The organism is Pseudomonadota bacterium, from assembly GCA_030859565.1.
In the GTDB taxonomy this organism is placed as follows: domain Bacteria; phylum Pseudomonadota; class Gammaproteobacteria; order JACCXJ01; family JACCXJ01; genus USCg-Taylor.
The window spans coordinates 16832-31157 of sequence record JALZJW010000034.1 but is presented as its reverse complement, the minus strand read 5'-3'; the positions used below and the strand labels follow the sequence as shown (position 1 = coordinate 31157).

Below are 14326 nucleotides of genomic sequence, written 5' to 3'. Positions count from 1 at the left end.
TATTCCGAGCGCGGTGTCGACACACAGTTGGAATCTGCTCTTCGATCGCGATGTTGCGAAGGGCCTTTACTTGCAGCAAACGCAGGAAGACTTCGCGCTGGACACGCGGCTTCACCCGCCATCGCCCTGAGCATTCCGGCGGGCAAAAAAACGCCCCCGAGCACTATGCCTCGCGCGTCGAATCGGTGCGTTACGGCGCAAAAAGCGGCGCCTAACGCACCCTACATCTACTACGATTTCTTACGCAGTCTGCGGTCCCGGCGCCGCGCCATAGGAAACCTTGAAGAGGGCCCGTAGTGGGGGTGGCAAGCAGCTACCAAGAGAGTGGGTGACAAGCCATGTGGCGTGTTATAACATCGTAAAATCGCGGTTGACCCGATACGAGATTGTGAGATGAGGCTACCGATTCGAAGCATTGGCAATTCGCAAGGGCTCATGCGGCTCATGCGCTTGTCGTCCCAGGAGCACAGCGCATGAGTATCGCGACGAAACGCGGTGACGGCGGGCAAACGAGTCTCGTGGGCGGTAATCGTGTCTCGAAGGGCGACTTGCGCGTGGAAGCCTACGGGAGCATCGACGAGCTGAATTCGGTGATGGGATTCGCGCGCTCGATTTGCGGCGACGCCGAGGTTTGCGAGCTTGTCAAGGCGATCCAGCGCGAGCTTTTCGCGCTCGGCGCGGCGGTGGCCACTCCGGCCGGGAACAGAAAGAAACCTCCGCCCGTCAGCGCCGAGATGGTCGAGACCCTCACCGGGCACGTTCACCGCATCGAGGCCATCGAAGGCGTACTCTCCGATTGGTCGCTCCCCGGCGAGCATCCGGCGGCTTCGGCCTTCGACGTGGCGCGCACCGTGTGCCGCCGGGCGGAACGCGATCTGGTCCGGCTGGTGGGCTCCGGCGAGCACATCGATCCGGACGTCTTGGCCTATTTGAACCGCCTCTCCGACCTCTTGTGGTTGTTCGGCCGGCTGATCGAAGCGCGCGCCGGCCTCGACGCCTCGTTGCGCGACGAGAAACACAAGGGCAATCGCTGGTCGCGCGCCTGGTGACGGCGTAGGCCCTCGTTTAAGCCGCGAGTTGCTGCTCCATCGCGGGTGTGTATTTCCCCAGCGTCGCGAAGCCGTTGCACTTGGCGCGGTGGAAGAGCGCCTTCTGTGCCGCGGGGACATTGTCCGGTTTTCCGCCCCAAATCTTCAAGGCCGGATCCTGGAGGGCGCGGCCGTACGAGAAGCTGAGCGGCCAGGGGTGTTTTCTGGACATCGCGTTCATCGCGTTGAGATTCGCGGTGGCGGGCTCGGCCTTCTGGCCTCCGGAGAGGAACACGATGCCGGCGACCGCCGCCGGAACGGAATGATGTAGGCAGCGCACCGTCATCTCTGCAACCTCCTCGACGCTATTTTGCTGCGGGCACTGCTTCCCCGCGATGACCATATTGGTCTTGAGGATGAGATGCTCCAAGACCACGCGTTGCTCGTAGAGGTTCTGGAATAGCCGCCGTAAGGTCGCTTCGGTCACTTCATAGCAGCGCTCGATGGTGTTGTCCCCATCCATCAGGACCTCGGGCTCGACGATGGGCACGAGCCCTTGTTCTTGGCAGAGCGCGGCGTAGCGCGCCAAGGCGCTGGCGTTGGCGTTGAGGCAACCGCGGGTCGGGATCCCGTCGCCTATGGTGATCACCGCCCGCCACTTGGCGAAGCGGGCGCCGAGGTTCCGGTACTCGATCAAGCGCTCGCGCAGACCATCGAGACCTTCGGTGATCTTTTCTCCCGCCAGGAAGGGCATGTCTTTCGCGCCTTGGTCGACTTTGATGCCCGTGATTACACCGGCATCGGGGAGCGCTTTAGCGAAGGGGATCCCAGCGGCGGTTGATTGCCGAAAGGTCTCATCGAAGAGGATCATGCCGCTCACGTACTCACCGATCCCTTGCGTGGTAATTAGCAGATCCCGGTACGCGCGCCGAGTTTCTTCCGTGGAGACCACATGGATGGAGTCGAAACGCTTTTTGATGCTCGGGAAGCTTTCGTCAATGGCGAGAATTCCCTTGCCGGGAGCGACTAATGCTTCGGCCGTTGGCCGCAGATCGGACATGGCGTGTTCCTCTGGTTCGTGGTAACGATAGTCTAACGTAGTTCGCGCGGGTCGCGTGGAAACCGCATTGATTATTCATAACGCCGATTCCGCGGCCAGCTCCCCTACGCGAACGATCTTCATGCCGTTGGTTCCCCCTTGTTTACCGCGCAAATCACCTTTGGTAATGACTACGATATCTTCTTCGTGTACCGCGCCGCGCTCGAGCAGGATGTCGATCATTTCACGGTTGACGCGCAGGAAATCGGTGTGCGTGACGTCGAAATCGATCGGGTAGACGCCCCGGTAAAGCGTCACCCGCCTGAGTGTCTCGGGACGACGGGTGAAGGCGAAGATCGGGATCCCGGTGAGCACGCGCGACATCCATATGCCGGTGGCGCCGGTCTCGGTGAGCGCGAGAATGGCCTTCGCGCCGATATGGTTGGCCGCGTAAACCGTGGACATGGCGATCGCTTCATCGATGCGGTCGAAAGCCGAATCGATGCGGTAGTCGGCCCCCCGGAGGCCCCACTGGGTTTCCGTCTCCAAGCAGATCCTATCCATCGCCTCGACGGCTTTGCGCGGGTACTTGCCCACGCTGGTTTCGGCGGAGAGCATGACGGCATCGGTGCCATCCAACACGGCATTGGCGACGTCGAAGACTTCGGCCCGGGTCGGGATCTGGTTTGCGATCATCGACTCCATCATCTGCGTGGCCGTGATGACCAGGCGGTTGGCGTTACGGGCTTGCAGGATCAAGCGTTTTTGGACCGGGGGGAGGGCCGCATCCCCGATCTCGACGCCGAGATCGCCGCGCGCGATCATGATCCCGTCCGAGGCCCGCAGGATCTCATCGATACACAGTAAGGCTTCGGCGCGCTCGATCTTGGCGATGACGCCGCAGTTTCCGTTGCTCTCGGCAATCACACGGCGGGCTTCCTCGATGTCGGCGGCACTGCACGGAAAGGATACGGCGATGTAGTCGGCGCCGATGTCCACGGCATGGCGGATATCAGCGCGGTCCTTGGAAGTCAGCGCGCCCGCCGAGAGCCCGCCGCCGGCCCGGTTCAAACCCTTGCTGTCGGACAGCGGGCCGCCCACCCGCACCACGCATTCGACGCTGGTTCCTATGACGCGCTTGACTTCAAGCACGATACGGCCATCGTCGATGAACAAGGTATCGCCGCGCTTGACATCTTTCGGGAGATCCACGTAGGTAACTCCGACGCGGTGCTCATCTCCGTCCGCGGGCGGGATGGCGGTGTCGAGCGTGAAGGAAGCCCCTTCCCGCAGTTCCACACGGCCGCCGCGGAATCGCTGGATGCGGATCTTCGGGCCTTGCAGATCGGCGATGGCGCCGACCTGCGTGCCGCGCGCTTGGGAGCAGGCACGCAGTTGGTCGATTCGGCGTTTATGGCTGTCGTGGGAACCGTATGAGTAATTTTGCCGGATGACGTCCACCCCGGCCGCGATGAGGCCATCGAGCACCTTGGGATCGTCGGTCGCCGGGCCGAGGGTGGCAACGATTTTCGTTCTGCGCATGCGGGGCGTTGCGAGCCTAATTCCCTGTATCGATGAATGCCTGATCAAATTGCCGCCCGGGACGCGGCATCAATAACCCTCGCTCGGATGCACGTAATCGGGATGGGAGCGGGCGCGCTCCTGCAGGATGGCGACAGCAGGTAGGGTCTTTCCCTCGAGAAACTCCAGGAACGCCCCCCCGCCTGTGGATATATAGGACAGCCGCTCGCCGATACCGTACTTCGCGATGGCCGCGAGCGTCTCGCCGCCTCCGGCGAGGGAATAGGCTTGGCTCGCGGCTATCGCCATCGCGACCGCCCGTGTCCCCTGGCCGAATTGGTCAAATTCAAACACCCCGAGCGGGCCGTTCCAGACGATCGTTCGAGCCTGTCCAAGCAGCGCGGTGTAGCTTCCTGCGGTGCGGGGACCGACATCCAGGATGAGATCGCCGGCTGCGACGTCGGAAATATTCTTTACCGTGGCCGTCGCGGTTTCCGAAAGCTTCCGGGCGCAGACCACGTCCTCGGCCAAGGGGATAGCCGCGCCGCGTGCGGCTGCCCGTCCGAGAAGCCGCGAGGCCACCTCGACCAAGGGTTCTTCAACGAGGGACTGACCGACGGCATGGCCTGCGGCGCGAAGGCACGTATTGAGGATCCCGCCGCCGACAATGATCTGATCCACGGTCTCGACCAGCGATTCGAGTAGCGCAAGCTTGGTCGAAATCTTCGACCCGCCCACAATCGCCATCAGGGGGCGTGCCGGTTGTTTCAAGGCTTGGCTCAAGGCATTGATCTCGGCCTCGAGCAGCGGCCCGGCGCAGACCTGGGGAGCATACTTGGCGATCCCGTGGGTCGACGCCTCGGCACGATGGGCGGTGGCAAAGGCATCATTCACGTACACATCGCAAAGCGCTGCTATTTTTCTGGCCAAGGCGTCGTCGTTATTTTTCTCGCCGATCTCGAAGCGCACGTTTTCGCATAGAGCCGCTTGGCCGGGTTCGACGCTAACGCCACTGATCCAATCTTTAACCAGCGCGATGTCTCGATGCAGCAACTCGGATAAGCGAGTAGCGACCGGCGCTAAGCTCAGCGCCGCGTCGTACCGGCCTTCTTGCGGGCGGCCGAGATGCGAGACGAGCATTACCCGGGCGCCCGCCGACAAGGCCTTGCCGATGGTAGGGCACGCGGCCCGCACGCGAGTGTCATCGAGGATCCGGCCCGCTTGCATCGGTACGTTGAAGTCTTCCCGGATCAACACCCGTTTCCCGGCAAGGCTCAGATCGGACATCGACATCATGGACGGATTCGGTCCTTACTTGGCGTTCATCAAGGCGATCGTGGCGTCCAGCATGCGGTTGGAAAAGCCCCATTCGTTATCGTACCAGGACAAGACTTTGACCAGTGTGCCGTCGATGACACGGGTCTGGGTGGCATCGTAAATGGACGAGGCGGGGTTGTGATTGAAATCGACCGAGACCAGCGGCTTGTCGTTATACTCCACAAGTCCCTTGAGCTCGCCTTGGGCGGCCTCTCTCAATACCGCATTGATCTCCTCCTTGCTGGTCTCGCGGGCGGCGACGAAGCTCAGGTCCACCAACGATACGTTGAGCGTGGGGACGCGCACGGCGTAACCGTCCAGTTTTCCGTTCAATTCGGGAAGCACCAAGCCGACGGCCGCGGCCGCGCCGGTCTTGGTCGGGATCATGGACTGCGTCGCGGACCGCGCCCGGCGCAGATCGCTATGGTAGACGTCGATCAATACCTGATCATTGGTGAAGGAATGGATCGTGGTCATGACGCCGCGCAGAATGCCGATGCGCTCATGCAGCGGCTTCACCAAGGGCGCGAGGCAGTTGGTCGTGCAAGACGCATTGGAGATCACCGTGTCGCTCGCTTTGAGGGTCTGATGATTCACGCCATAGACGATCGTGGCGTCGACCTCGGTCCCGGGAGCCGAGATGATGACCTTCTTGGCGCCTGCTTGGAGATGGGCGCCGGCCTTGACTTTACTGGTAAAAAGTCCGGTGCATTCGAGGACCACATCGACACCGAGCCGGGTCCAGGGGAGCTTGGCGGGATCGCGCTCGGCGAGAATGCAAATAGAATCGCCGTCGACCACCATCGAGTCGCCCGCGATCGCAATCTCGCCCGGAAAGCGCCCGTGGACGCTATCGTAGCGGGTTAAATGCGCGTTGGTCGCGACATCACCGAGATCGTTGATCGCGAGGATTTGGATCTCGTGAGTCCGCCGCGACTCATAGAGCGCGCGCAGAATATTACGGCCGATACGGCCGTAGCCGTTGATTCCAACCTTTATTGCCATCTATCTCTCCAATTGATTAAGCCCAGACTGCGGGGCAAGCGAGCAGCCGCCGCACTTCTTCGATGACATGTTCGACGTTGAATCCGAAGTGCCTCAGCACCTCCTCCGAGGGTGCCGATTCGCCAAACGAATCGAGCCCGATAACCCGGCCGTCCAGGCCCACATATTTAAACCAGAAATGCGTGGCCCCGGCCTCGATGGCGATCCGGGTGCGGACCTCGCGCGGCAGCACGGCCTCGCGGTAGCCGCGGTCCTGAGCGTCGAATACCTGCGTGCTCGGCATGGACACGACGCGCACCCGCACCCCGTCGCGGCTAAGCACCGAGGCCGCGCGGACGGCTAGTTCAACCTCCGATCCGGTGGCCAATAAAATCACCTGGGCCGGTCTTGACAGTCGCTTAGGACATAAGCGCCGCGCCCGATCGCGCCGATTTGCTCGGGGCTACGCGGCTGCGGCATCACGGCTTGGCGCGTGAGGAGCAACGCCGTGGGACCGTGGCGATGTTCCAGCGCTAGCTTCCAAGCGACCGCGGTCTCCACCGGATCGCAAGGCCGCCACACGCGGAGGTTGGGGATCAGCCGCAGGCTCGTGGCGTGCTCCACCGCCTGGTGCGTTGGCCCGTCTTCACCGAGCCCGATCGAATCATGGGTGTAGACGAAGATGCTCTGCGCCTTCATCAGCGCCGCCATGCGAACGGCATTGCGCGCATAGTCGGAAAACACCAGGAAGGTTCCGCCGTAGGGGATGAAACCCCCGTGCAGAGCGATCCCGTTCATGATCGCCGACATGGCGAATTCGCGCACACCGTAGTGGACATAATTGCCGTCGAAGGATTGCCGGGTGATGACCTTGGATCCCAGGCCGTTCGCTCCCCTCCAAAGCGTGAGGTTGGATTCGGTCAGGTCGGCGGACCCGCCGAGAAGCTCGGGGAGCAGCGGGCCGTAAGCGCAAAGCGCGTTTTGTGATGCCTTGCGCGTCGCTATGCGTTCCGACTTGGCGCCGAGCGCCGCAATGAAGCTCCGCGCCCGTGGTTCCCAATCAGCCGGCAAGCGGCGTGCGAGACGCCTTTCAAATTCATCCGCCAACTCCGGATAGACGTGTTGATAACGGGCGAAAAGCGCGTTCCACTCGGCTTCGAGATCGGCGCCGCGCGCGCGGCCATCCCACGCGGCGTAGATCTCCACCGGGATCACGAATTCCGCGTGCGGCCATTCCAGGTTAGTTCGGGCGGCGGCCACCGCTTCCGGACCCAACGGTACGCCGTGGCAGACGGCGGTTCCCGCTTGCGGCGCGCCGTAACCGATGGTGGTTGTGAGTATCACGAGGCTCGGTTTATCCGTAACAGTGCGGGCCGCGTCAAAGGCCTCCGCAACGGCGCCGGCGTCATGGCCGTCGACGGCACCGAGCACCTGCCAGCCATAGGAATCGAAGCGCTTGCGGGTGTCATCGGCGAACCATCCGCGAACGTCGCCGTCGATGGAGACCTGATTGTCATCGTAGAGGACGATGAGCTTGCCGAGGCCCAAGGCGCCGGCCAGCGAACAGGCTTCGTGGGAGATCCCCTCCATCAAACACCCATCGCCGACCGCCACGTAGGTGTAATGATCGACGATCTCGAATCCCTCGCGGTTGAACTGAGCGCTGAGCACGCGCTCGGCGAGCGCCATCCCGACCCCGTTGGCGAGACCCTGACCGAGCGGTCCCGTGGTGGTCTCGACGCCGGGGGTGAGGCCAAACTCGGGATGGCCGGGTGTGCGGGAATGCAGTTGCCGAAAGTGCTTTAGGTCCTCAATCGTGACGTCGTAACCGCTCAGGTGCAGCAGGGCGTACAAGAGCGTCGAGCCATGCCCGTTCGACATCACAAAGCGGTCGCGATTGCTCCACCGCGGGTTGGCCGGGTTGTGCCGCAGGTGGCCGTTCCATAGCACTTCGGCGATATCGGCCATGCCCATCGGCGCGCCCGGGTGCCCGGACTTGGCTCTCTGGACCGCGTCCATCGCCAAGGCGCGGATGGCGTTGGCAAACTCTTTCCGTCCCGGCCGGTAGTTTCGCTTGAGGTTCGTCGGTGCTCGCATAGATTCTCACATATCCAATGCCGTACAGAACCACTTCAACAAGTCCGGGAGTCCCTTCTCCCTCAGGGAGAAGGTTAGGATGAGGGGAATCAAATCAAACACTTTCGTCGATCCCTCACCCCAACCCTCTCCCGGCGGGAGAGGGAGAAAAAGACAGTCCCTGTCCTGGAGGGACAGGCACCTTGAAGAGGTGCCCGTAATTTCAAAAATGTTTGCATAGATTTTAGTGTTGCTAAGGCGATTGGGCGGCACGGTGCCGACGCGCGGTGACCCAGAGAGTCAGACCATATGAGGCGGTCGTTACCACAACCGCCGGCGCAAACGCGAGTTTCTTGTTCCAGAAGATGAAGAGGGCAAGGAACAGCGTGGTTCCAATCAGCGAAGTCCAGAACGCGATCCTCTCGTTCCTCCACGACTCCACGAATGATCCCAAGACGGCGGGTAGGTAAATCAGGAGCAGCGAGAACGCCCCCACAAGTAGTTCAACGAAGTCCCCGGCCCACAGCGCGATCCCCGAGGCCGCGAGGACACTCACTATTGCTACGACCCGAGAGGACCTAAGGAGGCAACGATCTTGTTTGGCATCTAACGACTTCCCCCAGATGCTCGGCGAAGCAAGCCGGGCTCCGAAGATTGAAAGGTTGTTGATGAAGGTGTCAGCTGAACTGAGCACCGCAGCGAACAGTCCGCCCACAATCAGACCAAGAACTATTGGGCTGCTGAACTGCCCCTGGATCAGGTCGAGGGTAGCCGTTGCGGATGAAGGAAGACCTTGCGCACGAGCCACCATGCCCATAAATGTGAACAAGGCATAGAACAAGAAGGCCCCGATACCGGCTGCTGCGAAGGCCTTTCCGATTCGTTCCGGATCCTTCGCCGCGCGTATCCGCTGCCACATGTCCATGCGTACGAAGAACGACGCGGGAAGGAACAATATCAAGCCAAGAAGGAAGACGATTCCATACCCAGTTCCCGAGAGGTGTGAGACCGGTAGTTTGGACCAAGTATCCTGGATTACACTGGGCTGGAACACGCGCACACCGATCAGCACCGCAACCGCGACAATGATGACGGTTTGGACGATGTCTGTCGAGATGTCCTTGCGGAGTCCCCCGATCACAGGGTACGTGAGCATCGAAACGCTACACAGTCCTACTAGCGTCCAGGGAAATCCATCGACTTCCGAGGCTCGCCGTCGCATGTGCAGCGAACGAGTACAGAGCGACGAACTGTCCCCCGAGGAGGAAGAAGTACATCACCAGGCAAACGACGCTGAACTGAATCGCCATACGTCGCGAGAAGCGTTTTTCGATCACCTCCAGCATCGTGTCCGCTTCCGTTTCGTCCATGACCTTGGCAATCTTCGCAGCAAATGCTCCGAAGAGGCTCATCCCGACGAGGTAGACGGCCCCAATAATGAAACCGACAACTCCTGCCTCGTGACCGATCTGTCCAACTCCAAGGAACATCCCGCCCCCGACAATCGTCGCCAGGAGAGATATCGCAATCGCGACGGGGTGATGGTTCTTCGGGTCCGCAGAGTAGATACGGAACGTGGTCGATCCCCTACGAAGAAGTCCGAAGAGGTTGGTGACGACAAGCGTTCCGACGACGATGCCCGCGAAGGCCCAGTTGTTCATGGCGTTGCGACCTCAATCGCCAGGAGCTTGTACCTAGCGAACTTCAGGCCCAAGTAGAGGGTCACAGGCAGCCACAGGTGGGCTTCCCAGACTGCCAGTACATCGGAGCGACCGAAGAGCCAGGCAAGCGCAGGGATGATGAAGGGGATCGCAATCAGCAGACGCAGGCCGCCCAAGACGAGGGCGATGACCTCCCGCGGCGAGTTGAGATTGCCTTGAGCGCGTTGCTCGTAAATGTCATGCGCGCCCGTGATGATCGCGTAGATGGCCAGTAGCGAGAACTTGGCACCGCCAGCGCTATTCAGAAAGATGATGACGATCCCGAGGAACGCAACCCAAAAGAGGTGGAGACTCAGATTTGCCAGGGACGTGATTTCTCTGTATTCACGCACGTTCGCGGTCAACCAGTCCAGGAAGTAATAGACCACGAATAGAAGGTACACGAGTCTTCGGCCATCAGGCACGGAGAACGTAACCCCCGATGGCGGGCCCGAATCGAAGTTAAAGCTGAGACTTACCACTACGCCGATAAAGACGGCGTACTGGAAGTTCATTGCCTCCTTGGAGATCTGCCCAACTGTATTTGCCATAGGTCCGGGTTATTCTCTCACTGGTTCGGGTAAAGGCATTGCGACGACGATGTCGCCACGAAACGCGCACTGAGCGAACTTGAAGCGGAACTGGACGAATACGTGGCTGCGAGAGAGACTGAGGGCGTCGAGACTCTCATGGACTTCGACCAAGGCACCGGAGACCGGGATCTTTTGTCTGAACCTCGCATCCAGCCTCGTAATCACCTGGTCTCCGGCATCTCTCGTCTCGAAAAAGTAGGCCATACTCAGTTTCTGGCGGGCTGGGAACGCACCTTCCTCGATCAGGAGCCGGGCGGCCACGTAGGAGAGCTGTGACAGGTACAGCGTGGCCATGGCGGCCGTAACGTAGTCGATGTGGCCAGGCCTGGTGAATGGGTAGGGGCTCGCTTCAAAGGCACCCGTAATCTGACGGCCGTCCCACGCTGCTTCGCGAAGAGCGAGATACTCGGACTTGTAGATAGCGAGTGTCTCCGTAATGTATCCGGATTCGACGATCCGCAGACCGTGAACAGAGGGAAGTGGAAGCTCGATAGGGCGCATCCTTACCTTTCTCTGGTTGGCGGTGATCAGCGATAGAGGGGTTACGTTCATGATCTGTCTCTCTTTCCGAGCTTGTATTTCATGCGAGCGGGTGCGGCCTTCCGCATTCGTATCCTGTTAGTCTTGCCCTGGCGCTCCGCTTCGCAGGCTTTCGTCCGCCCAACTACCTGATATGTCTCGCGACTCGCTCTGCGGCTTCGCGCATCTGGGCTTGCTCGCGACACTTTTACCGAGCTTCCCTAATCCTTGGACCATTTTATCGAACAACCCATGCTCGCGATCTGATCCCGAGGTCCCTGCCCGGAGCGAGCGATCTGGACCATGGCCTCGAACAGCTCGCGCCGAGCGCCCGGTGCAGCGGCTTCACGTTTGCTATTATCGAGACGGCCGCGATACTGCAAACGCAACTCCGCGTTATAACCGAAGAAATCCGGGGTGCACACCGCTCCGTAAGCCTTGGCCACCGCTTGCGTACCATCGATCAAATACGGGAATGGATACGCGAAGCGGTTGGCCGTTCTTGTCATGTTTGCAAACGAGTCTTCCGGATAATCGGTGGGATCGTTGGGCATGACGGCCACGCTTCTTATACCGTAGTCCAAAAGCTCCCGGGTATCGCGTACCATGCGCTCTTGGATGGCTTGAACGTAGGGACAATGGTTGCAAATAAACATCACTAAGGCGCCGTTGTCGCCCTTGCATTGTTGCAAGGTCCAGGTCTTACCGTCGATTCCAAGCAGGGCAAAATCGACGGCCGGCGTATCGAATGCACAGATCGGGGTGTTCAGGAGTGTCATGCTACGTTATGCCTCGAAGTATACATATGTCATAAATCTTGCCTTGCGACATTGGTTCGCGCGGCCGGCGTAAACAAAATGATTACCGTCATTCCTCGAGGGAATCCCGCGTTTGAAGGCGGGGATGTTAGCTGTTAATCCTCGATTTATAAAGTAAACTGATTCCCTTTTCCCAGCACACTAAAATTCCGCAAGAGAAGATATCATGGACAATACCCGTTTGTTTACTTCCGAGTCGGTCTCCGAGGGTCACCCCGACAAGATCTGTGATCAGATCTCCGATGCGGTGCTCGATGCGATCATCGCGCAAGAACCGGACGCGCGCGTGGCATGCGAAACGCTGGTCACGACTGGCTTAGTGACCGTGGCGGGAGAAATATCCACCTCTTCTTACGTGGATATCCGCAACGTCGCCCGGCAGGTTATCCGTGATATCGGGTACGATAGTTCGGAGATGGGGTTCGATTGGGAGTCCTGCGGCGTAATCGTCTCCATAGGACAACAATCGGCGGATATCGCTCTCGGCGTCAACGAAAGCGGCGAGCACGAACAAGGCGCGGGCGACCAGGGGTTGATGTTCGGATATGCCTGCAACGAAACCGACGTGCTCATGCCCGCGCCCATAACCTACGCGCACCGCCTGGTCCGGCGGCAAGCCGAAGTCCGCAAGACGGGCTGCCTGCCCTGGCTGCGCCCGGATGCCAAGAGCCAGGTGACGTTTCGCTACGCGAACGGCCGTCCCTGCGGCATCGACGCCGTGGTGCTCTCGACCCAGCATAGCCCCGAGATCAGTCATGAGGTCCTCAAACAGGCCGTCATGGATGAGATCGTGCTTCCGGTGCTGCCGAAGGAGTGGCTAAGCCCTACCACCCGATTCTATGTCAATCCGACCGGCCGCTTCGTGATCGGCGGGCCTATGGGTGACTGTGGGCTGACCGGGCGCAAGATCATCGTCGATACCTATGGCGGCATGGCGCGCCACGGGGGCGGCGCGTTTTCGGGCAAGGACCCTTCCAAAGTAGACCGCTCGGCCGCCTACGCGGCGCGTTACGTGGCGAAAAACATCGTGGCCGCGGGCCTCGCTGATCGCTGTGAGATCCAACTATCCTATGCCATCGGCGTGGCCGAGCCGACATCGATCAGCATCGAGACCTTTGGCACGGGCAATGTGGACGAGTCGAGGTTGATCGCGGCGGTGCGCAAGAATTTCGATCTCCGGCCCAAAGGAATCATCAAGATGTTGAACCTGTTGCGCCCGATCTACCGGCAAACCGCCGCTTACGGGCATTTCGGCCGCACCGAGTTCGATCTGACTTGGGAACGCACCGATAAGGTTGATGCCTTGCGCGAGAGCCTAGGGATAGCCGAATCGATGCCGCGCGAGTCCCTGGTCCGGGCGAGTTAGTTTCTACCCTTACATATCTTACCTATTAGGAGCCGATTGATGAGCACGCAACCGATGGAAAAGATCACGCCGGATTACAAGGTAGCGGATCTCAAGCTTGCCGAATGGGGGCGCAAGGAGATCAACATCGCCGAAGGGGAAATGCCGGGCCTGATGGCCTTGCGGGAAGAATACCAGGGTAAAAAGCCGTTGGCGGGGGCTCGCATCGCGGGCTGTCTGCACATGACCGTGCAGACGGCGGTGTTAATCGAGACCTTGATCCAGTTGGGCGCCGAGGTGCGCTGGTCATCCTGTAACATCTTCTCGACCCAAGATCATGCCGCGGCCGCCGTGGCGGCCGCGGGTATTGCCGTGTTCGCGTGGAAAGGGGAGACGGAACAGGAGTTCTGGTGGTGTATCGATCAGAGTATTTTCGGCCCCGGCGGCTGGCGCCCGAATATGCTGCTCGACGATGGCGGAGATCTGACCCAGGTAATGCATGAGCGTTATCCGGAGATGCTCCAAGGGGTGCGTGGTTTGTCGGAAGAGACGACCACCGGCGTGCGGCGCTTGCATGAAATGGCACAGACCGGCGCGCTGAAAGTGCCGGCGTTTAATGTCAATGATTCGGTCACGAAATCGAAGTTCGATAACCTCTACGGTTGCCGGGAATCCTTGATGGATGGTCTAAAGCGGGCCACGGGGGTGATGATCGCCGGCAAGATCGCCGTGGTGATCGGCTATGGCGATGTCGGAAAAGGCTGCGCTCAGGCCTTGAAGGGTCTCGGCGCGACCGTCTGGATCGCGGAGATCGATCCCATCTGCGCGCTACAGGCGGCGATGGAGGGGTATCGGGTGGTGCGCATGAACGATGTCGCGGCGCGCGGGGACATTTTCGTCACCGCCACGGGCAACATCCGGGTGATCACCCACGATCACATGCGGTCCATGAAAGACCGCAGCATCGTGTGCAATATCGGCCATTTCGACTCCGAGATCGACGTCGCTTCCTTGCGTCAATACCGTTGGGAAAACGTCAAACCGCAGGTGGATCAGATCTTGTTTCCCGATGGCAAGCGCATCATCCTTTTGGCCGAGGGCCGCTTAGTCAATCTGGGTTGCGCCGCGGGGCATCCGAGCTTCGTCATGTCAGCGTCGTTTAGCAACCAAGTGCTGGCGCAGATCGAGCTCTGGAACAACTTTAAAAGCTACCAGAACCGCGTCTATACACTGCCCCAGCACCTTGATGAAAAGGTGGCGCGCCTGCACCTGGCGAAAGTGGGTGCGGATCTCACGGTTCTCACGCGGGAGCAGGCGGAGTATATCGGTGTCTCGATCGAAGGCCCTTACAAACCAGAATATTATCGCTATTAATGCCCGCCGTAG

The 14326-nt window shown here is 60.2% G+C and carries 13 protein-coding genes and 1 pseudogene; 4 read left to right on the top strand and 10 right to left on the bottom strand.

The window, feature by feature from the left end:
- On the top strand, positions 1-130 hold a 130-nt coding region (locus tag M3436_07185), incomplete at its 5' end, for an RES domain-containing protein (GenBank protein ID MDQ3563918.1).
- A gap of 343 nt (positions 131-473) precedes the next feature.
- The gene (locus M3436_07180) at positions 474-1049 is read left to right on the top strand and encodes a cob(I)yrinic acid a,c-diamide adenosyltransferase (protein ID MDQ3563917.1); all 576 of its coding nucleotides are present in this window, start codon (positions 474-476) and stop codon (positions 1047-1049) included.
- A gap of 16 nt (positions 1050-1065) precedes the next feature.
- Here M3436_07180 and M3436_07175 read toward each other — a convergent pair whose 3' ends face one another.
- From M3436_07175 to M3436_07130, 10 genes and pseudogenes are all read right to left on the bottom strand, one after another.
- Positions 1066-2088 (bottom strand): fructose-bisphosphate aldolase class I, encoded by a 1023-nt coding sequence (locus M3436_07175; protein MDQ3563916.1) that lies wholly within the window; start codon positions 2086-2088, stop codon positions 1066-1068.
- Between the two features lie 75 nt (positions 2089-2163).
- Positions 2164-3609, bottom strand: a complete 1446-nt coding sequence (gene pyk / locus M3436_07170; protein MDQ3563915.1) for a pyruvate kinase — start codon at positions 3607-3609, stop codon at positions 2164-2166.
- Between the two features lie 69 nt (positions 3610-3678).
- The gene (locus tag M3436_07165) at positions 3679-4884 is read right to left on the bottom strand and encodes a phosphoglycerate kinase (GenBank protein ID MDQ3563914.1); all 1206 of its coding nucleotides are present in this window, start codon (positions 4882-4884) and stop codon (positions 3679-3681) included.
- 15 nt (positions 4885-4899) lie between these two features.
- Complete coding sequence (gene gap / locus M3436_07160) at positions 4900-5910, bottom strand: type I glyceraldehyde-3-phosphate dehydrogenase (GenBank protein MDQ3563913.1); 1011 nt, start codon at positions 5908-5910, stop codon at positions 4900-4902.
- Between the two features lie 16 nt (positions 5911-5926).
- Positions 5927-7986 (bottom strand): annotated as a pseudogene (gene tkt, locus M3436_07155) (transketolase).
- A 232-nt stretch (positions 7987-8218) separates the two neighbouring features.
- Positions 8219-9121, bottom strand: coding sequence for a hypothetical protein (locus M3436_07150; GenBank protein MDQ3563912.1), 903 nt, complete (start codon positions 9119-9121; stop codon positions 8219-8221).
- Between the two features lie 7 nt (positions 9122-9128).
- Complete coding sequence (locus M3436_07145) at positions 9129-9626, bottom strand: hypothetical protein (protein ID MDQ3563911.1); 498 nt, start codon at positions 9624-9626, stop codon at positions 9129-9131.
- Positions 9623-10216: a hypothetical protein gene (locus M3436_07140; protein MDQ3563910.1), complete on the bottom strand. Its 594-nt coding sequence runs from the start codon at positions 10214-10216 to the stop codon at positions 9623-9625. Before M3436_07140 ends, M3436_07145 begins: the two co-directional genes overlap by 4 nt.
- A 9-nt stretch (positions 10217-10225) precedes the next feature.
- Positions 10226-10810, bottom strand: coding sequence for a hypothetical protein (locus M3436_07135; GenBank protein MDQ3563909.1), 585 nt, complete (start codon positions 10808-10810; stop codon positions 10226-10228).
- A 188-nt stretch (positions 10811-10998) separates the two neighbouring features.
- Complete coding sequence (locus M3436_07130; protein MDQ3563908.1) at positions 10999-11556, bottom strand: thioredoxin family protein; 558 nt, start codon at positions 11554-11556, stop codon at positions 10999-11001.
- A gap of 205 nt (positions 11557-11761) precedes the next feature.
- Here M3436_07130 and metK point away from each other — a divergent pair, with 205 nt between their 5' ends.
- Both metK and ahcY read left to right on the top strand, forming a co-directional pair.
- Positions 11762-12961 carry a methionine adenosyltransferase gene (gene metK, locus M3436_07125; protein ID MDQ3563907.1) on the top strand — a complete coding sequence of 400 codons (1200 nt, stop codon included), beginning with the start codon at positions 11762-11764 and terminating at the stop codon, positions 12959-12961.
- Positions 12962-13000: 39 nt separating this feature from the next.
- Positions 13001-14314 carry an adenosylhomocysteinase gene (gene ahcY, locus M3436_07120; GenBank protein ID MDQ3563906.1) on the top strand — a complete coding sequence of 438 codons (1314 nt, stop codon included), beginning with the start codon at positions 13001-13003 and terminating at the stop codon, positions 14312-14314.
- Positions 14315-14326 lie beyond the last annotated feature (12 nt).

What these genes read in the sequence shown, in the direction of transcription:
- M3436_07180 (MDQ3563917.1), top strand. Translation starts at nt 474, where the DNA reads ATGAGTATCGCGACGAAACGCGGTGACGGCGGGCAAACGAGTCTCGTG.
- M3436_07175 (MDQ3563916.1), bottom strand. Translation starts at nt 2,088, where the DNA reads ATGTCCGATCTGCGGCCAACGGCCGAAGCATTAGTCGCTCCCGGCAAG.
- pyk (MDQ3563915.1), bottom strand. Translation starts at nt 3,609, where the DNA reads ATGCGCAGAACGAAAATCGTTGCCACCCTCGGCCCGGCGACCGACGAT.
- M3436_07165 (MDQ3563914.1), bottom strand. Translation starts at nt 4,884, where the DNA reads ATGATGTCGATGTCCGATCTGAGCCTTGCCGGGAAACGGGTGTTGATC.
- gap (MDQ3563913.1), bottom strand. Translation starts at nt 5,910, where the DNA reads ATGGCAATAAAGGTTGGAATCAACGGCTACGGCCGTATCGGCCGTAAT.
- M3436_07150 (MDQ3563912.1), bottom strand. Translation starts at nt 9,121, where the DNA reads ATGCTCACGTACCCTGTGATCGGGGGACTCCGCAAGGACATCTCGACA.
- M3436_07145 (MDQ3563911.1), bottom strand. Translation starts at nt 9,626, where the DNA reads ATGAACAACTGGGCCTTCGCGGGCATCGTCGTCGGAACGCTTGTCGTC.
- M3436_07140 (MDQ3563910.1), bottom strand. Translation starts at nt 10,216, where the DNA reads ATGGCAAATACAGTTGGGCAGATCTCCAAGGAGGCAATGAACTTCCAG.
- M3436_07135 (MDQ3563909.1), bottom strand. Translation starts at nt 10,810, where the DNA reads ATGAACGTAACCCCTCTATCGCTGATCACCGCCAACCAGAGAAAGGTA.
- M3436_07130 (MDQ3563908.1), bottom strand. Translation starts at nt 11,556, where the DNA reads ATGACACTCCTGAACACCCCGATCTGTGCATTCGATACGCCGGCCGTC.
- metK (MDQ3563907.1), top strand. Translation starts at nt 11,762, where the DNA reads ATGGACAATACCCGTTTGTTTACTTCCGAGTCGGTCTCCGAGGGTCAC.
- ahcY (MDQ3563906.1), top strand. Translation starts at nt 13,001, where the DNA reads ATGAGCACGCAACCGATGGAAAAGATCACGCCGGATTACAAGGTAGCG.